The sequence below is a fragment of the Streptomyces sp. NPDC005266 genome (genome assembly GCF_040607655.1).
Taxonomy (GTDB): Bacteria; Actinomycetota; Actinomycetes; order Streptomycetales; family Streptomycetaceae; genus Streptomyces.
Map to the genome: position 1 here is coordinate 96460 of NZ_JBEXHC010000003.1, position 25131 is coordinate 121590.

Genomic DNA, 25131 nt, shown 5'->3' on the forward strand with positions numbered 1-25131 from the left:
TCAGTTCTCCTCGGCGAGGGGGGCGGGGGCGACGGGGCGTGCGGTGATGCGCAGGTCGGGGCCGAGCCGGGTGACGTCGGCCGCATCCAGGCGCAACGCCTGGGCGATGGTGGTGATTCCGGCGTCGGCGAGGGCCGCCGGGCCCGCGCCGAGCAGTACGGGGGCGAGATAGCCGACGACCTTGTCGACGGCGCCCGCGGCCAGGAACGCCCCGGCGAGCGTGGGGCCGCCCTCCAGCAGGACCGAGCGCACCCCGCGGCCGTGCAACTCGGCGAGGAGCGCGGCGATGTCGAGCCCCCGGCCGCCCTGGGCGCGCGGCAGCCGTACGGTCTCGGCGCCGCCCGGCAGATGGCCGGTGCCGGCGTCCTTGGCCACCGCGATCAGGGTGGGCGCCGCACCGTCCAGGACCCGGGCGCCGGGCTGCACGGTGGCGTTGGTGTCGACGACGACCCGCAGCGGCTGGGTGACGCCCTCCCGGTCCCGTACGGCCAGCTGGGGGTCGTCGGCGCGCAGGGTGCCGGAGCCGACGACGACGGCGTCCGCCTCCGCGCGCAGCCGGTGCACATCGGCACGGGACGCGGCCGAGGTGATCCAGCGGCTGGTGCCGTCGGCGGCGGCGCTGCGCCCGTCGAGGGTGGCCGCGTACTTCCACAGCACGAAGGGACGGCCGCGCCGCATCGACGTCAGCCAGGGCTCGTTGACCGCCTCGGCCTCGTCGGTCAGCGGCCCGGCCGCGACGTCGATCCCCGCGGCGGCGAGGGTGGCGGCGCCGCCCCGGGCCTGCGCGGTGGGGTCGGCGACGGCGTAGCGGACGCGGGCGATCCCGGCGTCGATGAGCGCCTGTGCGCAGGGGCCGGTGCGGCCGGTGTGGTTACAGGGTTCGAGGGTGACCAGGGCGGTGCCGCCGCGGGCCCGCTCCCCCGCCTCGCGCAGCGCGTGGACCTCGGCGTGGGGGCCGCCGGCCCGCTGATGCCAGCCCTCGCCGACGACCTGGCCGTCGGCATCGAGCACGACGCAGCCGACGACGGGGTTGGGGCTGGTGTGGCCAAGGCCGCGGGCGGCGAGCGCGACGGCACGGCGCATCGCTGCGGCTTCGGCTGCGGTGGCCACCGGGTCCTCCTGCCTCTTCGGGCACGGACTCCGGGGCTGTCAAAGTAGACAAGGAACGGAAAACGCCGCCGCCAGCACGCCGTTGATCGGGTGAACGGGCCCGCGCCCAAAGGGCGGCCCGCCGATGACGGCGCACCGGTGATGTCGCTCCCGCCGCGCACTGCCTCCCATCCGGACTTTAACCGTCGGTCCAGGAATTTCACCTGGTCAACCGGCCGCTGGCAGCGGACGGGTCGCGGACTGTAACCGCCGGTTCGGATTTTCACCGACCCCGGAGTGCGCTGACGTCACTGGTACGGCCCCAGTGTGCCACGGGTCATCACCGCGGGTGGAGCCGGACCCCATGTGGTCTGCCTCACCCGCCCCGCACCACGGGGCCTACCGGGCGCCGAACAGCGCGTCCTGAGCCGCGTCCATCGCGGTCAGCACCGCACCGCGCAGCACCCCACCGCCGCCCACCACCCCGGCGCGGACCTGCGTACGCAGCGGCGACATGCGCGCGACATGGACCTCCACGCGCCGGGCGAGCGCTTCGCCCCCGGCCCGGCCCGCCTCGCCGCCGAGTACCGCACACCCCGGGTCGAGCACCGCGCACATCGCGGCGACGCCCAGCGCGATCCGGGCCGCGAGCGCGTCCAGGAACGGCCCGCCCCGCTCCCCCGCCTCGACGGCCGCCCGTATGACGGCCTCCGCGGCCCCGGCGTCCTCCACGCCCTGCCTGCCGCCGGTCTCCAGACCGTGCTCGCGGGCGAGTTCGCAGACCGCGGCGCCGCCCACAAGGGAGTGGAAGCCGCCGTCGCAGCAGCTCGCCGAGGGCAGCGCCGAGGTGCCCGGCACCGGCAGAAAGCCGATCTCCCCGGTCCCGCCCGACGCCCCGCGCCGCAGCACCCGGTCGAGCACCACCGCGGCGCCGACGCCATGACCGAGCCACAGCAGCACAAAGGTGTCCCGGTCGCGGGCCGTGCCGAGCCGCTGCTCCGCGACCGCCGCGAGGTTGACCTCGTTCTCCAGCAGGACCGGCGCCGCGAGAGCGCGCTGCAGCGCGGCGGCCAGCTCGCGGTGCCAGGAGGGCAGCCTGGCGGGTGAGTTGAGCTCGCCCGTGGCCGGGTCGATCAGGCCGGGCGCCCCGATGCCGATGTGGTGCAGCCGGGCCGCCCCGGCCCGCTGTGCCGCGCGCTGCACCAGCGCCACCGAGTCCGCCACGGTCCGTACGGGGTCGGAGTCCGGGTCGACCGGAAGCGACGCCTCGGCCAGGGTGCGGCCGAGCAGATCGGCCACACAGACGGCGACGCCGTCCGTGCGCACGTCCACTCCGGCCACATGCGCGCTGTCGGCCACGATCCCGTACACCCGGGCGTTGGGGCCGCGTCGCCGCGCCCCCGTCTCCCCCACGACCGCCACCAGCCCGGCCGACTGCAGCCGCTCGACAAGGTCCGCGATGGTGGGGCGGGACAGGCCGGTCAGCGTCTTGAGCTGCCCCGCGGTCAACGGGCCCTCGTCCTTGAGGAGTTGCAGGGCCAGGCGGTCGTTGATGGCCCGCGCCGTACGCGGAGAGGCGGTGCGGGCCACCGCGGGTACGTGCGTCGACGTCATGCGGGGATCCTTCCAGACGGCTACCGGAAAAGCTCTATTTATCAGGCAGCCTTCCTGATAGTTTCCGCTCGGCCGGGCATCCGGCCGAGGACCATGTGCCGACAAGACCGCGCTACGGGGAGGGTGCGACAGACATGAGCAGTGGTACGGAATCCCGGGCACCGCGGATGCCCCAGGTTCGGCGGGCGCGCGTGGCCGTCGCGACGGTGTTCGCCGTCCACGGCGCGGTCACCGGCAACTTCGCCACCCGCATCCCCTGGATCCAGGAGCGGTTGGACATCAGCGCCGGTCAACTCGGGCTAGCGCTCGCCTTCCCCGCGATCGGCGCCTCCGTCGCGATGCCGCTGGCCGGGCGGATCAGCCACCTTTTCGGCGCCCGCGCGGCGCTGCGCGGGCTGCTCGCCCTGTGGTGCGCGGGGCTGGTGATGCCGCCGCTCGCCCCGGGGCCGATCTGGCTGTGCGGTGTGCTCTTCCTGTTCGGCGCGAGTGCCGGGATGTCCGACGTCGCCATGAACGCGCTCGGCGTGGAGATCGAGAACCGCCTGGGCCGCCCGATCATGTCCGGGCTGCACGGTATGTGGAGCGTGGGCGCGCTCACCGGCTCGGCCGCGGGCACGGTCGCCGCCCACGCCGACGCGGACGCCCGGCTGCACCTCGGCATCGCCGCCGCCGTCCTCGCGGTGCTCGGCGCGGTGGCCTGCCACTGGGTCCTCGACCTGCGCGGCGCCCCCGAGGAGCGCCCCCCGCCCCGCTTCGCCCTCCCGCCCCGCTCCGCGCTGATCATCGGCGCGGTGGGGTTCTGCGCGGTCTTCGCCGAGGGGGCCAGCCTGGACTGGTCCGCGGTCTACCTGCGCGACGTCATGGGCTCCTCCCCCGGTGTCGCCGCCGCCTGCACCACCGCCTTCTCCTGCACGATGGCAGGAGCGCGGCTGATCGGCGACGCCGTGGTGGCCCGCTTCGGGGCCGTACGGACCGTACGGACCGGCGGCGTCCTCGCCACGTTCGGCGGCCTCCTCCTCGTCACGGCCTCCGGCCCGGCCCTCGCCATCGCCGGCTTCGGCCTGATCGGCCTCGGCATCGCGGTCGTCGTGCCCCTGGCCTTCGCCGCAGCCGGCCGCAGCGGCCCGGCCCCCAGCCAGGCCATCGCGGGCGTCGCCACGATCACGTACACCTCGGGTCTGATCGCCCCGGCCGCCATGGGCTCGATCGCGGACCTGACCTCGCTGACGGTCTCGTTCTGCCTGGTCACGGTGTTGACGCTGGGCCTGGTGGCGGGGGCGGGCGTCCTGCGCACGGCGCCCAAGGACCCCACCCTCCAACCCGGCCCGTCCTCCCGGGCCACCCTCCCCTGACCCGGCCCGAAGGGTTCGGTGGGGACCGAAACGCCGGCAGCGCATCATGGACACATGACCCCCACCGCACACAGCGGAGGCGGACTCCGCGGGCCGCAACTCGCGCGGCTGGCCTCCCTCATCGCCGATGAGACACGCGCCACCATCTGTCTCGCGCTGCTCGACGGTCGCGCATGGACCGCCGGGGAGTTGGCGCGCCACGCCGGGGTCGCCGCGTCAACGGCGAGCGAGCATCTGAGCCGGCTCATCGAGGGCGGGCTGCTGGCGGAGGAGCGCCAGGGCCGGCATCGCTACGTACGGCTGGCCGGGCCGCAGATCGCACAGCTGATCGAGGATCTGTCCGCGCACGCCGCGCCCCCGCCCCCGCCCCGTACGCTGCGCGCCTCCAGCGCGAGCGGGGCCATGGCGCGGGCCCGGACCTGCTACGACCATCTCGCCGGGCGCCTGGGCACCGCGATCACGGACGCGATGCTGGAGCGCGGGCTGCTGCAGGGCGCGACGGGGTTCGCGCTGACGGAGCCCGGGATGGCCTGGTTCCAGGACCTGGGCATCGATCTCACGGCCGCCGCCGCGCGCGGGCGGCGGCCGATGGTCCGCAGCTGTCTCGACTGGACCGAGCGCCGCCCGCATCTGGCCGGGGTGGCCGGGGCCGCGCTGTGCCGGCACACGCTGGACGCCGGCTGGTGCGTACGGATCGGCAGCGGGCGGGCGCTGCGCGTCAGTGCGCACGGCGAGCGGGCGATGCGCGAGCTGCTCGGCGTCACTCTCGCCGAGTGACGCGCGCAATGACGCGCCGGCGCCAGGCTTCGGCCGGCGCCGAAACGATCCGCGCCTACGGTCGGCGGCATGAACGCCTCTCCCCACGCGGATTTCCGCCGACTCCACCACGCTGAGCGCCCTCTGCTCCTCCCCAACGCCTGGGACCACGCCTCCGCCGCCGCCCTCGCCCGGCGCGGCTTTCCCGCCATCGGCACCACCAGCCTCGGCGTGGCCGTGGCGGCCGGGCTGCCGGACGCGACCGGCGCCACGCGCGAGCAGACGCTCGCCCTCGCGCGCGGCATCGTGCGGCTGCCGGTGCTGGTGACCGTCGACATCGAGGGCGGGTTCGGCGAACGGCCCGAGGGGGTCGCGGCGCTCGCGGCCGAGCTGGACGAGGCCGGGGTCGCCGGGGTGAACATCGAGGACGGACGCCCGGACGGCACCCTCGCGCCCTTGGCACACCAGTACGCGGTGATCGCGGCGGTCAAGGAGCGGGTGCCCCGCCTCTTTGTGAACGCGCGCACCGACACCCACTGGCTCGCCGCCATCGGTGGCGGAATGACGCCCCCACTGGCCGCCGCCGCCGAGCGCGCCGAGGCGTATGTACGGGCGGGTGCCGACGGCGTCTTCGTACCCGCGCTCACCGATGAGCGGGACATCGCCGCCCTGGTCCGTGACCTCGGCGAGACCCCGCTGAACATCCTGTTCGCCCCCGGCCGCCACACCTACGGCCAGCTGGCCGAGCTCGGCGTGCGGCGGATCAGCTGCGGATCGCTGCTCTTCCGCGCCGCCCTGCACCGCGCCGTCGAGCTGGCCTGGACGATCGCCCACCCGGGCGCCCACCCGGGCGCCGATCCGGCCGGTGATCCGCCCGGCTATGCCGAGGCTCAGTCGCTGTCCGATCCCTTCACGGCGACGGCATAGCTGCAAGGAGCACATTTTCGGCCATCTAACATTGGTGCGATCCCCCCGCAGCAATGAAGTGGAGCAGTCATGGGCCTCGGCGTGCGCTGGACCTTGCACGGCGATGGGCGCACCCCCGCCCCCGGAGCGGTCGTCAGGCCGGATGAGCGGCTGTCCTGGCCGAGGACGCTGGGCCTGGGCGCACAGCATGTCGTGGCCATGTTCGGAGCGAGCTTTGTCGCCCCGGTGCTGATGGGCCTCGACCCCAACCTCGCGATCATGATGTCCGGGGTCGCGACCATGCTGTTCCTGCTCGCGACCCGCGGCCGGGTGCCCAGCTATCTGGGGTGCAGCCTGTCCTTCGTCGGCGTGGCGGCGGTGATCCGGGCGCAGGGCGGCGGCAGCGCCGCCGTCACCGGGGCGATCCTGGTGGTCGGCGCGGTGCTGTTCCTGAGCGGGCTGGCGGTACGGCGCTTCGGCGCGGGCGTCATCCACGCGGCGATGCCGCCGGTGGTGACCGGTGCGGTGGTCATGCTGATCGGGTTCAATCTCGCCCCCGTGACCGCCGGGACGTACTGGCCCGCCGACCAATGGACCGCGCTGCTCACGATGCTGGTCACAGGGGCGGCCGTGGTCTGTCTGCGCGGCTTCTGGTCCCGTGTCGCGATCTTCCTGGGGCTGGTCTTCGGCTACGCGGTCTCCTGGCTCTTCGACCGCCTCCTCGGCAAGATCCACTCGATCGACGGCAGCGGGCGGGTCACCGACCACTGGCGGCTGGATCTGTCCGGTGTGGCCAAGGCGGACTGGATCGGCCTGCCGTCCCTGCACGCGCCGAGCTTCCAGTGGTCCGCGGTGCTGGTCGCGCTGCCGGTCGTGATCGCCCTGATCGCCGAGAACGCCGGGCATGTGAAGGCCGTCGGCGAAATGATCGGCGACCCGCTGGACGACCAGCTCGGCACGGCCATCGCGGCGGACGGCGCGGCGACGGTGCTCTCCACGGCGGTCGGCGGCCCGGCCACCACCACGTACTCCGAGAACATCGGCGTCATGGCAGCCACCCGCGTCTACTCCACCGCCGCGTACTGGGCAGCGGCGGGCTTCGCGCTGCTCTTCGGGCTGTGCCCGAAGTTCGGCGCGGTGGTGGCGGCGGTGCCGGGTGGGGTGCTGGGCGGTATCACCGTCATCCTCTACGGCATGATCGGGCTGCTCGGCGCCCAGATCTGGGTGCACAACAACGTGGATCTGCGTAATCCGCTCAACCTCGTGCCGGTCGCCGCGGGCGTCGTCATCGGCGTCGGCGGGGTCGGCCTGAAGATCAGCCGGAACTTCGAGCTGAGCGGGATCGCGCTGGGGACGATCGTGGTGCTGACCGGCTACCACGTGCTGCGCGCCCTGGCCCCGGCCCATCTCAAGCGGCAGGAGCCGCTGCTGGACGCGGGCACCAGCGGCTACAACGACGACGAGCGGCCCGCGTAGGGCCTCACCCCCGCGGCCCCACCCCCGCGGCCTCACCCCCGCGGCCTCACCCCTGCGGGCTCACCCCCGCGGCCTCACCCCCGCGGCCTCACCCCTGCGGGCTCACCCCGCAGGCTCACCCCCGCGGGGCGAGGTCCTGCAGACCCACCACCCGCAGCAGCTCCAGCCGTTCGGCGGACTCGGTCCCGGGCCGGGCCGTGTGGACGATCAGCCGCTGGGCCTGCTCCGTGGACAGCAGCACCTCGCAGTCCAGCTCCAGCACCCCCACCACCGGATGCACGAACCGCTTGACCGACGAGCGCCGCACCGCCACCTCATGCGCCTCCCACAGCTCCGCGAACTCGCCGCTCACGGCGCGCAGTTCGGCGACGAGGGCCGCCGGGCCCGGGTCGTCGGGGCGGGCTGCCAGGACGGCGCGGAGGTTGGCGACATGGATCCGGGCGTGTTCCTCGCGGTCCTCCGGCGGGAAGAGCCCGGGGTTGTGGCTCCGGGTGAAGAAGCTGCGGACGATGTTGCGGTCCTCGGGCGGCCGCGCCGTGATGTCGCCGACCAGGGCCGCGGCCATCGCGTTCTGGGCCAGCACATCGCCCCAGTCGGTGACGACCTGCGCCGGGGTGTCGTACAGCCGGTCCAGGACCCGCAGCAGACCGGGCCGTACATGTCCTGAGGTGGTGCGGTCGCGCGGCGGCTCCTCCCCCACCAGGTGGAAGAGATGGTCGCGCTCGTCGTCGGTGAGCCGGAGCGCGCGGGCAAGCGCGGTGAGCATCTGGCGGGACGGGCGCGGACCGCGGGCCTGTTCCAGCCGGGTGTAGTAGTCCGGCGACATCCCGGCGAGCTGGGCCACCTCCTCCCGGCGCAGCCCGGGCGTACGGCGCCGGACGCCGGGGACGAGGCCCACCTCGGCGGGGGCGAGGCGGGCGCGACAGCGGCGCAGGAAGTCCGCGAGCTCCGATCGGTGCACCTCCCCATGGTCGCCCGGCCGCCATGGCGTTATCCAGGGTCTGCCGATCCCTGGATCGGGACGTCTCTCCCGCCACCGGACCGTCCGCCGCAGCCTGATACGGCAAGCGATCGAGACGAGAGGCGAGTGCGATGCCGTTGATTTTGGTGACGGGAGCCACCGGTCAAGTGGGGCGGCGGTTCACGGCACGGCTGCTGGAGCGGCGCCGGCCGGACACCGAGGTGCGGGTGCTGGTCCGCGACGAGGAGCGCGGCGCGCCGCTCGGGGCGCTGGGCGCGCGGATCGCGGTGGGCGATCTGCGCGAGGAGAAGGATCTGCGGAAGGCGATGGAGGGGGTGCACGCGGTGGTCAACATCGCGGCGGCGTTCCGCGGGGTACCGGACGAGGAGGCCTGGGCGGTCAACCGGGACGCCGCCGTGGCGCTGGGGCGAGCCGCGGTCGAGGCAGGGACGAGCCGGTTCGTCCAGGTCAGCACCAATCTCGTGTACGGGGCCTCGCGCGGACGACCGCTGACGGAGGACGACGAGAGCGTGCCCGGCGGGCCGATGTGGGGCGCGTACCCGGCCTCGAAGGCGGAGGCGGAGCGCGAGCTCCTCGCTCTCCACCGCGATCACGGCCTCGATCTGCGGATCGGCAGTCTGGCCTTTGTGTACGGGGACGGCGATCCGCATCTGCGGAACGCCCTGCAGTGGGCCGGGAACTGGGCCGGGAACCAGCGGCTCGCGCTGGTGCACCACGCCGATGTGAGCCAGGCGCTGCTGCGGCTGCTGCGCGCGCCCGGCGGCACGGCGGGCGGTTCGGCCTCCGGGCGCCGGTACAACATCGTCGACGACGCCCCGGCGACCGCCGTGGAACTGCACCGGATCAACGGCGCGGCGATCCCGGAGGGCATGGGCGAACGGACGGACGACGACCCGTGGTTCGGGATCACCTCCAACGCCCGGCTCCGCGAGGAGCTGGGCTGGCGGCCGCTGTACCCGACGATGTGGACGGCCCGCGACGCGGGCGCGCTGTGACGGATGGTTAGGCCGTCCAGGGGAAGCGACGCCGCGCGGCCGGACGGGACGGGGCGCGGCTGCCACGCTGACGTCCATGACGATGCCGACCCACGCGCCGCGGCTCGCACCGCGGACGGTCAAGAGCGTTGTGGCGCGCATGCGTGCGCTCGGCGCGGCGCTGCCGCCCGGAGACGGGGTGGCGGTCTTCAACCGGGTGTATCTGCCGGTCACCGAGGAGATCGGCCGCCGGCTCACCACCGGGTACTTCCAGGATCCGGCCGCCACCGAGGAGTTGGACGTCCGCTTCGCCGGGCGCTATCTGGGGGCGGTCGACGCGGTGGCGGCGGGGCGGCGCCCGCCCGCCTGCTGGCGGCCGCTGTTCCAGCTGCGGCGCCATCCGGCGGTCCGCCCGGTGCAGTTCGCGCTCGCGGGGATCAATGCGCATATCGGCCATGACCTGGCCGTCGCGCTCCTGGACACCTGCCGGGCACGCACATCGGAACCGGCAGCCCTGGAGGGCGACTTCGACCGGGTCGGGCTGGTGCTCACCGGGCTTGAGGAGCGGATCCGCGAGGATCTGATGCCCGGTCCGGATGTGCTGGACGTGGCCGATCCGCTGACCCATCTGGTGGGCTCATGGAGCCTGGACGCGGCCCGGGACGCCGCGTGGGCGACCTTCCGCACCCTGTGGGGTCTGCGCGGACTGCCGGAGCTGACGGAGGAGTTCGTGCAGCGCGTCGACGCGAGCGTGGGCCTGGTCGGGCGCTGTCTGCTCACTCCCCTGCCGTCGGGCTGACGGCAGGGGATGCGGGCGAGCGGATGAGCGGCTCAGTCCTCGGGGAGCTCGACCGGCGCGATGTCGTCGTACACATCGCCCGGCCCCGGGTTCTTGGCGTCCGTGCTGCCGCCGAAGCGGTGCATCACGCCCCACACCGCGTTGAGCGCGGTCTGTACGGCGCCCTCGGCCCACCCCGCGGTCCAGGAGATGTCATCGCCCGCGAGGAAGATGCCGCGCTGGTCGGCCGGCAGCCGGTCCTGCATGAAGTGGGTGAACAGCCGGCGCTGGTAGCGGTAGTGGCCGGGGAGGTTGGCCTTGAAGGCGCCCATGAAGTAGGGCTCGTTCTCCCAGGAGACCGTGACCGGGCTGCCGATGATGTGCTTGCGGACGTCGACGTTCGGATAGATCTCCGACAGCGACTTCAGCATGACCTCCATCCGCTCGTTCGCGGACAGCGGCAGCCACTTGAGGCTGTCGTCGCACCAGGTGTACGAGAGGCAGATGACGGCGGGCTTGTCCGGGCCGTTGTCCAGCAGGTAGGTGCCGCGGGTCATCCGGTCGGTGAGGGTCATGCTCATCGTGTCCCGGCCCGTCACCTCGTCCTTGTCCAGCCAGAAGGGGCGGTCGACCGGGACGAAGAGCTTGCTGGACTCCATGTAGTGGGTGCGCTCGATCGCCGTCCAGTGGTCGATCGGGAAGAGCGAGTCATCGCAGTCGATCTTGGAGAGCAGCATCCAGGACTGCGCGGTGAAGACAACCGCCTTGTAGGAGCGGATGTCGCCGCTCGCGTCGGTGACCACGATCCGGTCACCCGCGGCGCGGTGCAGCCGGGTCACGGCCGGGCGCGGCTCGCCGCCGTGCAGGGAGGACAGCGAGGTGCCCTGCGGCCAGTGGACGATCTTCTCGGGCTCGCGCTCCCACAGCCGCAGCGGAAGCTGCTGGCTGCCGCCGACGATGCCGCGGTGGTGGTCGTCGGCCTCGGTGTAGACGACCCGCAGGATCTCCAGGATGGAGTTCGGGAAGTCGGTGTCCCAGCCGCCGGTTCCGAAGCCGACCTGACCGAAGATCTCCCGGTGACGGAAGGACTTGAAGGCCGCGGATTCGCAGAGGAAGCCGTAGAAGGTCTGGTTGTCGAGCTTCTCCACCAGCCGGGCCCAGATCTCACGGATGCGGGGAACGTCCCGCTCGCGGATGGCGCGGTTCATGTCGGAGAAGTCGGCGCCCTCCTCCAGACAGGCGTTCCAGGCGTCCATCACCTCGCGGTAGACCGGCGGCAGGTCGTCGATGGTGCGGGCGTAGTGCGACTCGCCCTTGAGGTCGACCACCGTCGAGGGGGTGTCGGGGGCCAGCGGGTTGGGGAACGGCTCGGTCTTCAGGCCCACCAGGTCGATGTAGTGCTGGAACGCGGTCGAGCTCGGCGGGAAGCGCATCGCGCCCATCTCGGCGGTCAGCGAGTCGTCGCAGCCCTCGAAGCCGACGGTGCGCAGCCGGCCGCCGATCTTGTCGGCCTCGTAGACGACGGGCTTCAGGCCCATCTTCATCAGCTCGTACGCGGTGATGATGCCGGACAGCCCGCCGCCGACCACCGCGACCTCGCTGCCGTGCTCGGTCGCCGGAATCTGGCCGAGCCCCGCGGGGTGGGCCAGGAAGTCGTCGTAGGCGTACGGGAAGTCCGGGCCGAACATGGTGATGGGCGGGAGGGTCTCGGCCTGCTGCGGCTCGTGCTCGCCGGGGACGGCGGTGGGCACCATGGACATGGGGGTACGGACTCCTTGCGAGGCGGGAAGTTGAGGGGCGGGGCCGGGATCAGGGCTCGGGCTCGGGCTGGCTGGGGGCTGGGGCGGGGGGCTGGGTCAGCTCAGCGACCCGTACAGTCCGGGCCTGCGGTCGCGCAGATAGGGATTGGCCGTGCGCGAGGCGCTCAGCAGCTCGGGATCGGCGTCGCCGATGACCAGCTCCTCACCGCGACCGGCCCGCGCGCGCGTGGTGCCGTCGGGCCCGGCCAGACAGCTCAGCCCGACGAAGTCGAACTCGCCCTCGGAGCCGGTGCGGTTGACGTACGCGACGTACAGCTGGTTCTCGAAGGCCCGGACCGGGATGAGGGACTCGGGGACGAACTGGAAGGGATGCATCTGCGCGGTCGGGACCAGCAGCAGATCGGTCCCGGCCAGGGCGTGAGCCCGGACGTTCTCCGGGAACTCCACGTCGTAGCAGATCATGACGCCCACCGTGAGCCCGCCGAGCGCGGCCTGGACGACGGGGGTGTCACCGGGGGTGAACCAGTCCCGCTCGAAGCAGCCGAACAGATGGGTCTTGCGGTAGTTCGCGAGCTCGGCCCCGTCCGGGCCGACCAGCCGCGCCGAGTTGTAGACGGTGCCGTGCCGCTCAACATCCCGCTCCGGGTAACCGTAGAGGACGGCGAGACCGTGCGCGGCAGCGATCTCGGCCACGGCCCGGCCACCCGGGCCATCGGCGGGCTCGGCCAGCCGATGGATGCCCTCACCGATGGCATAGCCCGTGAGGAACATCTCCGAGGTGACAAGCAGCCCAGCCCCACCGGCCGCGGCGCGCCCGGCTGCCTCATCGAGGACCTTGAGGTTATGGGCGGGGTCGCCGGGGTGACCGGAGCTCTGGAGCAGGGCGGTGCGCAGCGGCGGCATGGGCAGACCTTGGGGAGAGACGTAGCGATATAACGACGGTACGGATGGGGGGGTCGGGCGACAAGGTCCGGATGTTGCGCATCCGCCGTCGTTTCGTTACGGGTTTTACCCAGACCCCGAAGATTCGTTGCGCGCCCGGCCCGACCAGCGCCGCCAGGGCCTCGGCTCTGGGCCCCCGACGCCCGGACGCGTGCGGGGAGGCCGTTCCCCCGCATGCGCCGGTGGCCGGGCGCGGCTCCATCCCGGCCCACCCTGGCGGCAGCGACGCGGCCCCGCACGGCCGCGAGGGCAAGGACCCACAGCCCCGGGGCGGCACCCCAGGCCCCTACGACCCCGAGGACGCAGCGACAAGCCGCACTGGCCGAGGACAGGGGCGCAGCCCCGCATACGCCCCACGGGGGCCAGGGGCGAGCCCCTGGCGGGGTTCCGGAGCGCACCCCCAGCAGGCGCCCGGGGACGCAGCCCCGGCAAGGGCCCGAGGCGCAGCCCCGGCGAGGGCCGGGAGCACAACCCCGGCGCGGCTCCGGAGACCCAGCCCCGACAGGAGCCCGAGGCGCAGCCCCCGGCGAGGGCCGGGAGCACAACCCCAGCAGGCGCCCGGGGACCCAGCCCCGGCAAGGGCCCGGGGCGCAGCCCCAGCGAGGGGCCGGGAGCACAACCCCGGCGCGGGTCCGGGGACCCAGCCCCGACAGGGGCCCGAGGCGCAGCCCCCGGCGAGGGTGCGAGGTCACAGCCCCCAAGGGGTCCAGTGCGCAGCCCCCGGCGGAGGCAGCCCCCAAGGGGTCCAGTGCGCAGCCCCCGGCGGAGGCAGCCCCCAAGGGGTCCAGTGCGCAGCCCCCGGCGGAGGTCACAGCCCCCAAGGGGTCCAGTGCGCAGCCCCCGGCTCGGGTTCGAGGGTGTAGTCCCAGCGGGGTTCGGGGGCGCAGCCCCAGTGGGGCCCAGGGGCGCAGCCCCAGTGGGGGTCCGGCGGGGGTCCGGCGGGGGCCAGGGGTCGGAGCCGCCGGTCGGGGGCCGGGGTGGAGCCCCGGGTTCGGGGAGGGGCGGGGTGGGGGAACAAACCCCAGGGGCCCCTTACGCCGGGGCCCCCGACGTATACCGCCGCAGCAAAGGCGACAGCACCAGCACCGACTTGGTGCGCTCCACGAACGGCTCGCCCGCGATCCGTTCCAGCACCCGCTCGAAGTGGCGCATATCGGCGGCGAAGACCTGGACGATGGCGTCCGCGTCACCGGTGACGGTCGACGCGGACGCCACCTCCGGGTAGCGCGACAGGCCGCGGCGGATGTCCTCGGGTGAGGTGTTCCGGCGGCAGTACATCTCGATGAAGCCCTCGGTCTCCCAGCCCAGCGCCGCGGGGTCGACCCGCACGGTGAAGCCGGTGATGGCGCCTTCGGCACGCAGCCGGTCCACCCGCCGTTTGACGGCGGGCGCGGACAGGCCGACCAGCTCGCCGATGTCGGCGTAGCTGCGGCGGGCGTCCTCGGCGAGGGCGTGGACGATGCGTTCGTCGAGATCGTTCAGTCGCACTGCGGGGGGATCACTTTTCTGCTGTGGCCAGTCGGGAACGGCGCATGCCGTAACCGAAGTACAGCACAAGGCCGACGGCCATCCAGACCCCGAAGACCACCCAGGTCACGACCTCCAGGCTGCCCATCATCCACAGGCACAGCCCGAGGCCGATCAGCGGGAAGAGCGGGGACAGCGGCACCCGGAAGGTGCGGGTCATGGTGGGCCGGGTCCGGCGCAGCACGATCACCGCGATGTTGACGAGCGCGAAGGCGAACAGCGTGCCGATGCTGGTGGCGTCGGCGAGCTGGCCGAGCGGGATCGCGGCGGCGAGGATGCCGCAGAAGAGGGAGACGATGATGGTGTTGGCGCGCGGCACCCCGGTCCGCTCGTGGATGGTGGAGAAGGCCTTGGGCACGAGCCCGTCGCGGGACATCGCGAAGAGGATGCGGGTCTGTCCGTAGAGCACGGTCAGGACGACGGAGGCGATGGCGATGACGGCGCCGGCCGCCAGCAGCACGGCCCAGAAGCTCTGACCGGTGACGCTCTCCATGATCCCGGAGAGCGCGGCCTCGGAGCCGGTGAACTTCTTCCACGGCAGCGCGCCCACCGCCACCGCGGCGACCAGGCAGTACAGCGTGGTGACGATGATCAGGGAGAGCATAATCGCGCGGGGCAGGTCACGCTGCGGGTTCTTGGCTTCCTCACCGGCGGTGGAGGCGGCGTCGAAGCCGATGTAGGAGAAGAAGAGGGTGGCGCCGGCGGCGCTGACGCCCGCCATGCCCAGCGGCATGAAGGGGGTGTAGTTCCCGGCCCGGATGCCGGTGAAGGCGACGGCGCAGAAGAGGATCAGTGCGGCGATCTTCACACCGACCATGATCGTGTTGGCACGGGCGCTCTCCTTGGCCCCGCCCAGCAGGAACGCCATGGCCAGCAGCACCACGAGCAGCCCGGGCAGGTTGAAGATGCCGCCGTCACCGGGCGGCGCGGAGAGCGCGTCGGGGATGGTGATGCCGAGCGTGCCATCGAGCAATTCATTGAGGTACTCGCCCCAGCCGACGGCGACGGCCGCCACCGAGACGCCGTACTCCAGGATCAGACACCAGCCGCACACCCAGGCGATCAGCTCGCCCAGGGTGGCGTAGGCGTAGGAGTAGGACGATCCGGAGACCGGGATGGTGCCTGCCAGCTCCGCGTACGACAGCGCCGAGAACAGCGCGGTGAGCCCGGCTATGACAAAGGACACAATGACGGCGGGGCCCGCGTCGGGCACCGCTTCGCCGAGGACGACAAAAATACCGGTGCCGAGGGTGGCACCGATGCTGATCATGGTGAGCTGCCACATGCCGAGGGAGCGCCGCAGGGACCCACCCTCACCCTGGCCGCCCTCGGCGACCAGCTGCTCCACCGGCTTGCGCCGCATCAACCGGGCGCCGAGCCCGTTAGCCGGAGGCTCTGGTTCCGGTCGCTGGGTGGCGGGCGGTGCTGCGCCGTGCTCCAACACTGAGGTGGCTCCTTTATCGCTGCCGGTCGGGTAGTGGCGACTGACGGCGGACATGCGGATGTCGGGTGACAGACCCACAGGTGAACAATCGCCGAGCAGTCGGTTCCCGCTACTCCACGTCAGCGAGACTTTATGAGTCGTCCGCCCACGGTCGTAATGCACCACCCTTGCGCATACGTGTTGCAACGTTGCGCACGGGGGCGCTCGGCGGGGAATTGTTGCGAGACACTGCGCGAGTCAGCGCGCGATTCACCCGAATGCCGCGATACGGCACCATTTTAGCGGTCGTTGGTGGGGACGTGACCACTGACAGCCTGCAGCCACCCGATCACTCCCCGCTTACGATCGAACCCGTGTTCCGGGCCCGGGACCACGGAGGTGAGGACGACCACTATCCGCTCGAATACTGCTCGCGCGTATGGGAGGACTTCCTCCGGACGCTCGGCAGGATCGAGGCGGACTTCGTGCGACGCTCCGGTACGACGGAACCGGGCGTCAAGGCATGACCTATACCGAGCCGAGGCCGGGCGGCTACGGGCCCCCACCCACCGGCCACCGCCCCGCCCCCGCTCCCGGTCCCGGGGAGCGGTTCGACGCGGGCGTCGACTACGAGATGAATCCTTTCCCCCTGCCCGATCCGGAAACCCTCGAGAGCCGCTGGGACCTGGAGGGAGACCTGGCCCGGCTGCTCCAGACGAGCTCCGCCTCCCCCGAGGAGTCGGTGCACAACACCGGCCCCATCGGCCCCGTCGGCCCCGTCGGCCCCGTCGGCCCCGTCGGTCCCATCCGTTCCCCCTCCCCCGCGCACGTCCGCGGCCGCGGCAAGCGCCGCCGGGTCCGCTTCCGGCTGCCGACGATGCCGTGGCTCCAGCTGATCAGCCTGATCTTCGCCGCGGTCACCACGGTCATCGTCGCGATGCTGAGCGTGCTCGGTGGAATGATCTCGTACCCCCCGCTGCGCTATCTGGCCTCCCCCAGCACCTCGGAGTCCATGGCGGCGTGGTGGCCCCTGCTGGTCTACGGGCCCTGGCTGGTCGCCTCGCTGTCGGTGCTGCGGGCCGCCCTGCACCGCCGCGGGGCCGCGCATTCGTGGGCCGTGGTCGTGCTCTTCTCCACCATCGCGGTGTTCCTGTGCGTCGCGCACGCTCCGAAGAACGCACCCAGCATGGCCGTCGCCGGTCTCCCGCCGGTCGCCGCGCTGGTCTCGTTCCACCAGCTGGTGCGTCAGATCACCCTCACCAGCCCGCCCCGCCACGCCCTGCCCCGCACCCGCGGTGAGCAGCGCGGGATGGTGCGGTGACCCAGGGCATCCCGCCGCGCACCCCGGCCCCCACTCACCCGAGCGAGTGGGGGCCGGGGTGCGCCACCATCAGTCCCAGGAGGCATCAGTGCCAGGAGGCATCAGTCCCAGAAGGCATCAGTCCCAGGAGGCGTGCAGCGGCTTGCCCTCCGCGTAGCCCGCGGCGCTCTGAACGCCCACCACGGCCCGCTCGTGGAACTCCTCCAGCGTGCCCGCGCCCGCGTACGTGCAAGAGCTCCGCACGCCCGCGATGACCGAGTCGATCAGGTCCTCGACGCCCGGCCGGGCCGGGTCCAGGAACATCCGCGAGGTTGAGATGCCCTCCTCGAACAGGCCCTTGCGGGCACGGTCGTAGGCCGACTCCTCGCTGGTGCGGTTGCGCACGGCGCGTGCCGACGCCATGCCGAAGCTCTCCTTGTACGGACGCCCGTCGGCGGTGTGCTGAAGGTCACCCGGCGACTCGTACGTCCCCGCGAACCATGAGCCGATCATGACGTTGGACGCCCCGGCGGCCAGCGCCATCGCGACGTCGCGCGGGTGCCGCACGCCGCCGTCCGCCCAGATGTGCTTGCCGAACTTTTGCGCCTCGGCAGCGCATTCGAGCACCGCAGAGAACTGCGGCCGGCCCACGCCCGTCATCATGCGGGTCGTGCACATGGCGCCCGGTCCGACGCCGACCTTGACGATGTCGGCGCCCGCCTCGATGAGATCGCGCACGCCCTCGGCGGCCACGACATTGCCCGCCACGACCGGCACCCGCGGGCCGAGGCCCCGGACCGTCTTGAGCGTGGTGATCATCGACTCCTGGTGGCCGTGGGCGGTGTCCACGACGATCGTGTCCGCCCCGGCGTCCAGCAGCGCCTTCGTACGGCCCTCGACGTCGCCGTTGACGCCGACGGCGGCGGCGATCCGCAGTTTGCCCTCGGCGTCCACCGCGGGGCTGTAGAGGGTCGCACGCAGGGCGCCCTTGCGGGTCAGGATGCCCACGAGCTTGCCGTCCGCGTCCACGGCGGGGGCGAACTTGCGGTGGGCCGCGTCGAGCCGGGTGAAGGCCTCCTGCGGGTCGATGTCCGCGTCGAGGACCAGCAGGTCCCTGGACATCACCTCGGAGAGCTGGGTGAACCGGTCCACGCCGGTCAGGTCGGACTCGGTGACCACGCCCACCGGGCGCCCGTCCTCCACCACGACCCCCGCGCCGTGGGCCCGCTTGGGCAGCAGCGACAGGGCGTCGGCGACGGTCCCGGACGGTGCGAGCACGATCGGGGTGTCGAGCACGAGGTGCCGGCTCTTGACCCACCGGATCACATCGGTCACGACGCCGATGGGGATGTCCTGCGGAATGACCACGAGGCCACCGCGGCGGGCGACCGTCTCCGCCATGCGGCGGCCGGCGATCGCGGTCATGTTGGCGACGACGAGCGGGATGGTGGTACCGGTGCCGTCGGGCGAGGCCAGGTCCACGCCCTGGCGGGAGCCGACCGCGGAGCGGCTCGGCACCATGAACACATCGTCGTAGGTCAGGTCGTACGGCGGCTTTTGATCATTGAGGAAACGCACGTACTTCATTGTCCCATGCGCGCCCTGGTACGACGCCGGGGAAGTTCCCGGCCCCGCCGTCGTACCGGCCTACGGGCTGTCGTATCCCGCCTACGGGCTCACGAGCCGTCGGGGTCGACCCGCTCCAGGGCCGGCTCGGGGCCGGGGCCCGTCTCCTTGAGCAGATGGTCCGCCGCTGCCGTATCCGTCACCAGGCTCGTCACCAGGCCGGACCGCAGCACCGCACCGATCGCGTCGGCCTTCCTGCGCCCGCCCGCGATGGCCACCACCTCGGGGATCCGCCGCAGCCGGTCGGCCTCCACCGTGATGCACCGCTCGCCCAGGTCGCGGCCGATCCGGCGGCCCTCCGCGTCGAAGAGGTGCGCCGACATCTCGGCGGCGGCGCCCAGGCTCTCGTAGTGGGCCCGCTCCTCCTCCGACAGCATGTCGTAGACCGTCGAGATCCCGGCCTCCCACGACCCGATGGAGACGCAGGCCACGGTCACCTTGTCGAAGTACTCGAAGGCGCGGGCGATACCGGTCTGACCGCGCAGCGCGTCCGCCGTGGCGGTGTCGGGCAGCAGCATCGGTGCGTAGATGGGGTGCGCCTCACCGCCCGAAACCGCGGCGGCCCGGCGCACCGCCTCGACCGAGCCGCGCTCGGCCGTGCCCGCGTCGTACACGCCCGTGAGCTGGACGACGGTGCACGGCGGCAGCCGGTGCAGTGCGGCCGCCATATGGATCGTGGACCGGCCCCAGGCCAGCCCCAGCACATCCCCCTCGGTCACCAGCTCGCCCAGCAGATCCGCGGCGACCTCGCCCAGGTTCTCCGGGTCCGGGGTGTCGGCCTCGGCGTCGGCCGGGGACTCGACGACGACCGCGTGCCGCAGCCCGTACCGGGCGCGCAGCGCGTCGGAGCGCTCCGCGTCGAGCTCGGCGGGAACCCGGATCTCGATGCGCACCAGATCGCGCTCGAGCGCCGTCTCCAGCACGCGCGCGACCTTGAAGCGGCTGACACCGAACTCCTCGGCGATCTGGATCTTGGACTTGCCCTCGAGGTAGAAGCGGCGCGCCATGGCCGCCGCCTGCACCAGTTCGGCGGGTCCCATCCGCGTGGCTGAACGGCCCGTCGACACCGCGGTCTCCTCACTTGTCACTGTTCCGGACTCACCGTCATCCTGTCAGAAACGGTGGAGTTGGTCCGGCCTTTACCCTTACGTTCACCGGCCGGTAGCGGAGTGGCCGCACAGGCCGGGTGCGCCGGCCGCCTGCTCCGCGAGACCGCGCAGCTCCCGTACCGCCTTGGCCGGGTCCTCCGCGCCGTACACCGCGGAGCCCGCCACGAACACGTCGGCACCCGCCTCGGCGCACCGCTCGATGGTGGCGGCGGAGACCCCGCCGTCCACCTGGAGCCACAGCTCCAGACCGTGCTTGGAGATCAACTCACGGGTACGGCGGATCTTCGGCAGCATGATGTCGAGGAACGCCTGCCCGCCGAAGCCGGGCTCCACCGTCATGACGAGCAGCATGTCCAGCTCGGGCAGCAGATCCTCGTACGGCTCGATGGCGGTCGCGGGCTTGAGCGCCATCGCCGCCCGGGCGCCCTTGGCCCGGATCTCACGCGCCAGCCGCACCGGAGCGGCCGCGGCCTCGACATGGAAGGTGACCGAGCCGGCCCCCGCCTCGATGTACTGCGGGGCCCAGCGGTCCGGGTCCTCGATCATGAGATGGCAGTCCAGCGGCGTGTCCGTCGCCTTGCCCAGCGATTCGACCACCGGCACACCGAGGGTCAGGTTGGGGACGAAGTGGTTGTCCATCACGTCCACATGGAGCCAGTCGGCGCCCTGGACTGCCTTCGCCTCATCCGCCAGGCGCGAGAAGTCTGCGGACAGGATGCTGGGATTGATCTGCACGGCCATGACACCAGCCTCCCATGACCGGGTCCGGTCATGGGAGTCGGGATGATCGCGGGTACTCGCAGCGAAGAACACGACATGAAAAAACACCTACACCTCAGAGACAACCCTTGGCCGTCGCGCGTGTGTCTTGTGGACCGAGAGCACCGAAGAGGCTCTTGTGACGAGCGACGAGACAAGGGAACGGGCATAGCAACCATGACGAGAGACCGAATACCCCGGCGCTCCGGCGCCGCACTGTCCGCGGCGCTGGCCGCGGCGGTGCTCGTGCCACCGGCGGCCGGGGCGGCGTCCGCCGTCGCCGCGCCGTCCACGACACCACGGCCGGTCTGCGCCTCGGACCAGGCGAGGCTCGCCGCCAAGCTGTCCAAGGACATCGCGGCGGCGCTGCACGGCCGGTCCGCGACCACGGCGGTCAGCCTCCGCGACGACAGCACCCACACCCGCTGCACGCTGCGCGCGGACCAGAAGTTCGACTCCGCGAGCGTCGTCAAGGTGACCGTGCTGGCCACACTGCTGTGGGACGCGAAGAAGCACCACCGGTTTCTGACCGACCGCGAGCACACCCTGTCCACCGACATGATCACGCGGTCCGACAACGCCGCCACCAGCAAGCTGTGGAAGCAGCTCGGGCCCGCCAAGGTCCAGGCGTTCCTGAAGGCCGCCGGGATGACCCGGACCGTCCCGGGCAGCGATGGCTACTGGGGGCTCACCCAGATCACCGCGAACGACCAGGAGAAGCTCCTGGAGCTGATCACCCATCCGAACTCGGTGCTGAGCGACAACGCCCGCGCGTACATCCTCACGCTGATGGGCGAGGTCATCCCCGAGCAGCGCTGGGGCACCCCGGCCGGTGCGCCGAGCGGCACGCACATCCGTGTGAAGAACGGCTGGCTGTCCCGCTCCACGCACGGCTGGCGGGTGCACAGCATCGGCGCCTTCACCGGCGGCGGCCACACCTACACGCTCACGGTGCTCACCCAGGACAACTCCAGCATGAAGGCGGGCGTGGAGACCATAGAGGCCGTCGCACGCGCGGTGCACAGGGACCTCAACCCCACCGCACACGCCGCCACGCGCTACGCACCCACCGACCACCCCCAGGAGGCGCTGCCGGCGGTCCCCAGGGAGTGAGGCCGGTCCGCCGGTCTCTGGGCCCGTCAGGCCGTCCGGCGCAGCAGCGCCAGATACATGGCGTCGGTCCCGTGCAGATGCGGCCACAGCTGGACGTCCGGGCCCTCGCCCAGCGCGGGCACCCCGGGCATCAGCGGGCGGGCGTCGACCCACTCCGCCGAGGCGGCCGGGCCGCCCCGGCCCCGCAGGACGTCCTCGACCACGGCCCGGGTCTCGGCCGGATGCGGTGAACAGGTCGCGTAGCCGACCACGCCGCCGACCCGCACGGCGGCCAGTGCCTCGCGCAGCAGCCCGCGCTGCAGCGGGGCGAAGCCCTCCAGGTCCTCGGGGCGGCGCCGCCAGCGCGCCTCGGGGCGGCGACGGAGCGCGCCGAGCCCGGTGCACGGGACGTCGACCAGCACCCGGTCGAAGGTGCCCGGCCGCCACGGCGGCCGGGTGCCGTCCGCGGCGATGACCTGGTACGGGCCGGGGTTTCCCGCCAGGGCCTTGCCCACCAGCCGGGCCCGGTGCGGCTGCTTCTCGGCGGCGAGCAGCCAGGCGCCGCGCTCCGCGGCGAGCGCGCCGAGCAGCGCGGCCTTGCCACCGGGTCCGGCACAACCGTCCAGCCAGCGCTGATCGGGCCCGTCCAGCGGGGCGCCGGCGAGCGCGAGGGCGACGAGCTGGCTGCCCTCGTCCTGCACCCCGGCCCGCCCCTCGCGCACCGCGTCCAGCGCACCGGGCTCACCGCCCTCGGTGAGGCGCACGGCGTACGGGGACCAGCGGCCCGGCAGCGCGGACTCCCCGCCGACCGCCGCCAGCAGTTCATCGGCCGTGGACCGGCCGGGCCGGGCGACAAGGGTGACCTCGGGCCGCTCGTTGTCGGCCTCCAGCAGGTCCTCGATCCCGGCGCTGCCGCCGCCGAGCGCGTCCCACAACGCGGAGACGATCCAGCGCGGATGGGAGTGGACGACGCCCAAGTGCTCCTCGGGGTCCTCCTCGTACGGCGGGGCGACCCGCTCCAGCCAGCCGTCGAGGTCATCGGAGGCGATCTTGCGGAGCACCGCGTTGACGAACTTGGCCCGCCCGTCACCGAGCACCACCCGGGCCAGCTCGACGCTCGCGGAGACCGCGGCGTGCGTGGGGATACGGGTTCCCAGCAACTGATGCGCGCCGAGGCTGAGCACATCGAGCACGGGCGGGTCCACCTCGCGCAGCGGGCGGTCCACACAGGCGGTGATGATCGCGTCATAGGTGCCCTGGTGGCGCAGGGTGCCGTAGACCAGCTCGGTGGTGAGCGCCGCGTCCCGGGCGTCGAAGGTCCCGTCCTGGCGGGCCTTGCGCAGCAGCGGCGGCAGCACGAGGTTCGCGTACGCGTCCCGTTCGTCGACCGCCCGCAGCGCCTCGAAGGCGAGGATCCGCACGGGGTCCTTCTGCGGGCGGCGATAGGGCTTGCCGGGCCGGTTCGAGGTGGCGGGACGGCGACGACGGGACTGGTCGGTCACGGGAAATGTGCTCCGGGGAGACGGATGGGGCTGAAGAGTCCAGCCTACGTGGCCGGGGCCTCGGCGGTCGCCGCCGTCTCCCCCGGGCCCCCGCCGGTCCCGTCCGTGCCGGTCCCGTCCATGGCCGCGCCGCCCGCGATGGCCACTCCGCCCGGGATGGACGGCTGCTCGAACTGGGTGCGGTACAGCTCCTCGTAACGGCCTGCGGCGGCCAGCAGCTCCGTGTGCGTACCGCGCTCCACGATCCGTCCGTCCTCCACGACGAGAATGAGGTCGGCTGCCCGCACGGTGGACAGCCGGTGGGCGATGACCACGGCGGTCCGCCCGTCCAGCGCCTCGGCCAGCGCCTCCTGCACGGCCGCCTCCGAGGTGGAGTCCAGATGTGCGGTGGCCTCGTCGAGGATCACCACCCGGGGGCGGGCCAGCAGCAGGCGGGCGATGGTCAGCCGCTGGCGCTCGCCGCCGGAGAGCCGGTAGCCGCGCTCGCCCACGACCGTGTCCAGACCGTCCGGCAGGGCCGCGATCAGTCCCTCCAGACGGGCCCGCCGCAGCACCTCCCACAACTCGTCGTCGGTGGCCTCGGGCCGGGCCAGCAGCAGATTGGCGCGGATCGAGTCATGGAAGAGATGGCCGTCCTGGGTGACCATGCCAAGCGTCTCGCGGACCGAGGTGGCGGACAGATCGCGGACGTCCACGCCGCCGAGCCGCACGGCGCCGCTGTCGACGTCGTAGAGCCTCGGCAGCAGCTGCGCGATGGTCGACTTCCCGGCGCCGGAGGAGCCCACCAGCGCGACCATCCGGCCCGGTTCGGCGCGGAAGGAGACCTCGTGCAGCACCTGGACGCCGCCGCGGGTGTCGAGGTTCGCGACCTCTTCCAGCGAGGCGAGGGAGACCTTGTCCGCGGCCGGGTAGCCGAAGCCGACCCGGTCGAACTCGACCGACACCGGACCCTCCGGGACCCGCCGGGCGTCCGGCCGCTCGGTGATCAGCGGCTCAAGATCCAGCACCTCGAAGACCCGCTCGAAGCTGACCAGCGCGCTCATGACCTCCACCCGCGCCCCGGCCAGCGCGGTCAGCGGCGCGTACAGCCGGGTGAGCAGCAGCGCGAGCGAGACGACGGCGCCCGGGTCGAGCCGGCCGTGCAGCGCGTAGTAGCCGCCGAGGCCGTAGACGAGGGCGAGGGCCAGGGCCGAGACAAGGGTCAGCGCGGTGACGAAGGAGACCTGGACCATCGCCGTGCGCACCCCGATGTCCCGCACCCGCCGGGCCCGCGCGGCGAACTCGGCGGACTCGTCCGCCGGCCGTCCGAAGAGCTTGACCAGCGTCGCCCCGGGCGCGGAGAAGCGCTCGGTCATCTGGGTGCTCATCGCGGCGTTGTGGGCCGCCGCCTCGCGCCTGAGCCTGGCCAGCCTGGAGCCCACCCGGCGGGCCGGCAGCAGGAAGAGGGGCAGGAGCAGCAGCGCCAGCAGAGTGATCTGCCAGGAGATCCCGATCATCACGACGAGGGTGAGCAGCAGGGTGACGAAGTTTCCGACGACGCCGGACAGGGTGTCGCTGAACGCCCGCTGCGCACCGATGACATCGTTGTTGAGGCGGCTGACCAGCGCGCCCGTGCGGGTGCGGGTGAAGAACGCCACCGGCATGCGCTGGACGTGGTCGAACACGACGGTCCGCAGATCGAGGATCAGCCCCTCGCCGATGTTCGAGGACAGCCAGCGGGTCAGCAGCCCGAGCGTCGCCTCGGCGACGGCGATGACGGCGATCAGCCCGGCCAGCCCGAGGACCGTGCCCTGCCCCGAATGGTGGACGATCGCGTCCACCACCCGGCCCGCGAGCAGCGGTGTCGCCACCGCGAGCACCGCCATGACCGTGCTCAGCACCAGAAAGAGCAGCAGCGGGCGGCGATGGGGGCGGGCGAAGGCGCCGATGCGGCGCAGCGTCGGGCGGGAGAAGGGCCGCCGGTCGTCCCTGGCGTTCGAGGCGTGGTGCAGGGAATGCCACGCGGTGACTTCCATGTCCATCGCGCACCTCCGAGGTCTCGGGGTGCCGCCCTGGGTTCGCCGGCTGGTCCGGACCGGCGGCACACCAGGAACGTATGACTTCAACCAAGGTTGAGGTCAACTCCTCGCCGCTGTTGGAGTGCCGCCGTTGGGTCGACCTACCG

General features: G+C 72.7%; 21 protein-coding genes and 1 riboswitch. Of the genes, 9 read left to right on the forward strand and 12 right to left on the reverse strand.

All coding sequences use genetic code 11. From position 1 onward, the window contains the following. Both ribD and ABZU99_RS06775 read right to left on the reverse strand, forming a co-directional pair. Entirely contained in the window at positions 1 to 1110 is a 1110-nt protein-coding gene (gene ribD, locus ABZU99_RS06770; protein ID WP_356043515.1) for a bifunctional diaminohydroxyphosphoribosylaminopyrimidine deaminase/5-amino-6-(5-phosphoribosylamino)uracil reductase RibD, read from the reverse strand. Positions 1111 to 1263: 153 nt separating this feature from the next. Beyond that, a riboswitch (FMN riboswitch) is annotated at positions 1264 to 1394 on the reverse strand. Positions 1395 to 1488: 94 nt separating this feature from the next. Further along, positions 1489 to 2703 (reverse strand): ROK family transcriptional regulator, encoded by a 1215-nt coding sequence (locus ABZU99_RS06775; protein WP_356043518.1) that lies wholly within the window; start codon positions 2701 to 2703, stop codon positions 1489 to 1491. Between the two features lie 134 nt (positions 2704 to 2837). Here ABZU99_RS06775 and ABZU99_RS06780 point away from each other — a divergent pair, with 134 nt between their 5' ends. From ABZU99_RS06780 to ABZU99_RS06795, 4 genes are all read left to right on the forward strand, one after another. Next, positions 2838 to 4055, forward strand: a complete 1218-nt coding sequence (locus ABZU99_RS06780) for an MFS transporter (RefSeq protein WP_356043521.1) — start codon at positions 2838 to 2840, stop codon at positions 4053 to 4055. 54 nt (positions 4056 to 4109) lie between these two features. Further along, a complete protein-coding gene (locus tag ABZU99_RS06785) occupies positions 4110 to 4832 on the forward strand; it encodes a winged helix-turn-helix domain-containing protein (protein WP_355941320.1) in 723 nt (240 codons plus the stop codon). Positions 4833 to 4901: 69 nt separating this feature from the next. Then, entirely contained in the window at positions 4902 to 5738 is an 837-nt protein-coding gene (locus tag ABZU99_RS06790; protein WP_356043524.1) for an isocitrate lyase/phosphoenolpyruvate mutase family protein, read from the forward strand. A 69-nt stretch (positions 5739 to 5807) separates the two neighbouring features. Beyond that, positions 5808 to 7193: a solute carrier family 23 protein gene (locus tag ABZU99_RS06795; protein WP_356043527.1), complete on the forward strand. Its 1386-nt coding sequence runs from the start codon at positions 5808 to 5810 to the stop codon at positions 7191 to 7193. Positions 7194 to 7308: 115 nt separating this feature from the next. On the opposite strand, the gene ABZU99_RS06800 is transcribed toward ABZU99_RS06795, so the two are convergent. Then, positions 7309 to 8154, reverse strand: a complete 846-nt coding sequence (locus tag ABZU99_RS06800) for a helix-turn-helix transcriptional regulator (protein WP_356043529.1) — start codon at positions 8152 to 8154, stop codon at positions 7309 to 7311. Positions 8155 to 8285: 131 nt separating this feature from the next. Between ABZU99_RS06800 and ABZU99_RS06805 the strand changes: the two genes are divergently transcribed. Continuing rightward, complete coding sequence (locus ABZU99_RS06805) at positions 8286 to 9170, forward strand: NAD(P)-dependent oxidoreductase (RefSeq protein WP_356043532.1); 885 nt, start codon at positions 8286 to 8288, stop codon at positions 9168 to 9170. Between the two features lie 82 nt (positions 9171 to 9252). Then, complete coding sequence (locus ABZU99_RS06810) at positions 9253 to 9948, forward strand: DUF5995 family protein (protein ID WP_356043882.1); 696 nt, start codon at positions 9253 to 9255, stop codon at positions 9946 to 9948. A gap of 32 nt (positions 9949 to 9980) precedes the next feature. Here the strand turns inward: ABZU99_RS06810 and ABZU99_RS06815 are convergent, their stop codons facing one another. From ABZU99_RS06815 to ABZU99_RS06830, 4 genes are all read right to left on the reverse strand, one after another. Beyond that, positions 9981 to 11687, reverse strand: a complete 1707-nt coding sequence (locus ABZU99_RS06815; protein ID WP_355941305.1) for an NAD(P)/FAD-dependent oxidoreductase — start codon at positions 11685 to 11687, stop codon at positions 9981 to 9983. A gap of 96 nt (positions 11688 to 11783) precedes the next feature. After that, positions 11784 to 12590: a carbon-nitrogen hydrolase family protein gene (locus ABZU99_RS06820; RefSeq protein WP_356043535.1), complete on the reverse strand. Its 807-nt coding sequence runs from the start codon at positions 12588 to 12590 to the stop codon at positions 11784 to 11786. Positions 12591 to 13661: 1071 nt separating this feature from the next. Next, positions 13662 to 14117 carry an Lrp/AsnC family transcriptional regulator gene (locus ABZU99_RS06825; RefSeq protein ID WP_355941299.1) on the reverse strand — a complete coding sequence of 152 codons (456 nt, stop codon included), beginning with the start codon at positions 14115 to 14117 and terminating at the stop codon, positions 13662 to 13664. Between the two features lie 10 nt (positions 14118 to 14127). Then, positions 14128 to 15600 carry an amino acid permease gene (locus ABZU99_RS06830; RefSeq protein WP_355941296.1) on the reverse strand — a complete coding sequence of 491 codons (1473 nt, stop codon included), beginning with the start codon at positions 15598 to 15600 and terminating at the stop codon, positions 14128 to 14130. Between the two features lie 353 nt (positions 15601 to 15953). Here ABZU99_RS06830 and ABZU99_RS06835 point away from each other — a divergent pair, with 353 nt between their 5' ends. Together ABZU99_RS06835 and ABZU99_RS06840 are read left to right on the forward strand one after the other, a co-directional pair. Next, the gene (locus ABZU99_RS06835) at positions 15954 to 16106 is read left to right on the forward strand and encodes a hypothetical protein (RefSeq protein ID WP_355941293.1); all 153 of its coding nucleotides are present in this window, start codon (positions 15954 to 15956) and stop codon (positions 16104 to 16106) included. Next, positions 16103 to 16900 (forward strand): DUF2637 domain-containing protein, encoded by a 798-nt coding sequence (locus ABZU99_RS06840; protein WP_356043539.1) that lies wholly within the window; start codon positions 16103 to 16105, stop codon positions 16898 to 16900. The genes ABZU99_RS06835 and ABZU99_RS06840 overlap by 4 nt, the downstream gene beginning before the upstream one ends. A 117-nt stretch (positions 16901 to 17017) precedes the next feature. Here ABZU99_RS06840 and ABZU99_RS06845 read toward each other — a convergent pair whose 3' ends face one another. From ABZU99_RS06845 to rpe, 3 genes are all read right to left on the reverse strand, one after another. Further along, positions 17018 to 18466, reverse strand: a complete 1449-nt coding sequence (locus ABZU99_RS06845; RefSeq protein WP_356043542.1) for a GuaB1 family IMP dehydrogenase-related protein — start codon at positions 18464 to 18466, stop codon at positions 17018 to 17020. 89 nt (positions 18467 to 18555) lie between these two features. Then, complete coding sequence (locus ABZU99_RS06850) at positions 18556 to 19545, reverse strand: sugar-binding domain-containing protein (protein WP_355941559.1); 990 nt, start codon at positions 19543 to 19545, stop codon at positions 18556 to 18558. A 111-nt stretch (positions 19546 to 19656) separates the two neighbouring features. Further along, positions 19657 to 20355, reverse strand: a complete 699-nt coding sequence (rpe, locus tag ABZU99_RS06855; protein WP_355941284.1) for a ribulose-phosphate 3-epimerase — start codon at positions 20353 to 20355, stop codon at positions 19657 to 19659. A 195-nt stretch (positions 20356 to 20550) separates the two neighbouring features. Between rpe and ABZU99_RS06860 the strand changes: the two genes are divergently transcribed. Further along, positions 20551 to 21486, forward strand: a complete 936-nt coding sequence (locus ABZU99_RS06860) for a serine hydrolase (protein WP_356043545.1) — start codon at positions 20551 to 20553, stop codon at positions 21484 to 21486. A gap of 26 nt (positions 21487 to 21512) precedes the next feature. Here the strand turns inward: ABZU99_RS06860 and ABZU99_RS06865 are convergent, their stop codons facing one another. Beyond that, positions 21513 to 22967: a transcription antitermination factor NusB gene (locus tag ABZU99_RS06865; RefSeq protein WP_355941279.1), complete on the reverse strand. Its 1455-nt coding sequence runs from the start codon at positions 22965 to 22967 to the stop codon at positions 21513 to 21515. 44 nt (positions 22968 to 23011) lie between these two features. Next, complete coding sequence (locus ABZU99_RS06870) at positions 23012 to 24988, reverse strand: ABC transporter ATP-binding protein (RefSeq protein WP_356043548.1); 1977 nt, start codon at positions 24986 to 24988, stop codon at positions 23012 to 23014. Positions 24989 to 25131 lie beyond the last annotated feature (143 nt).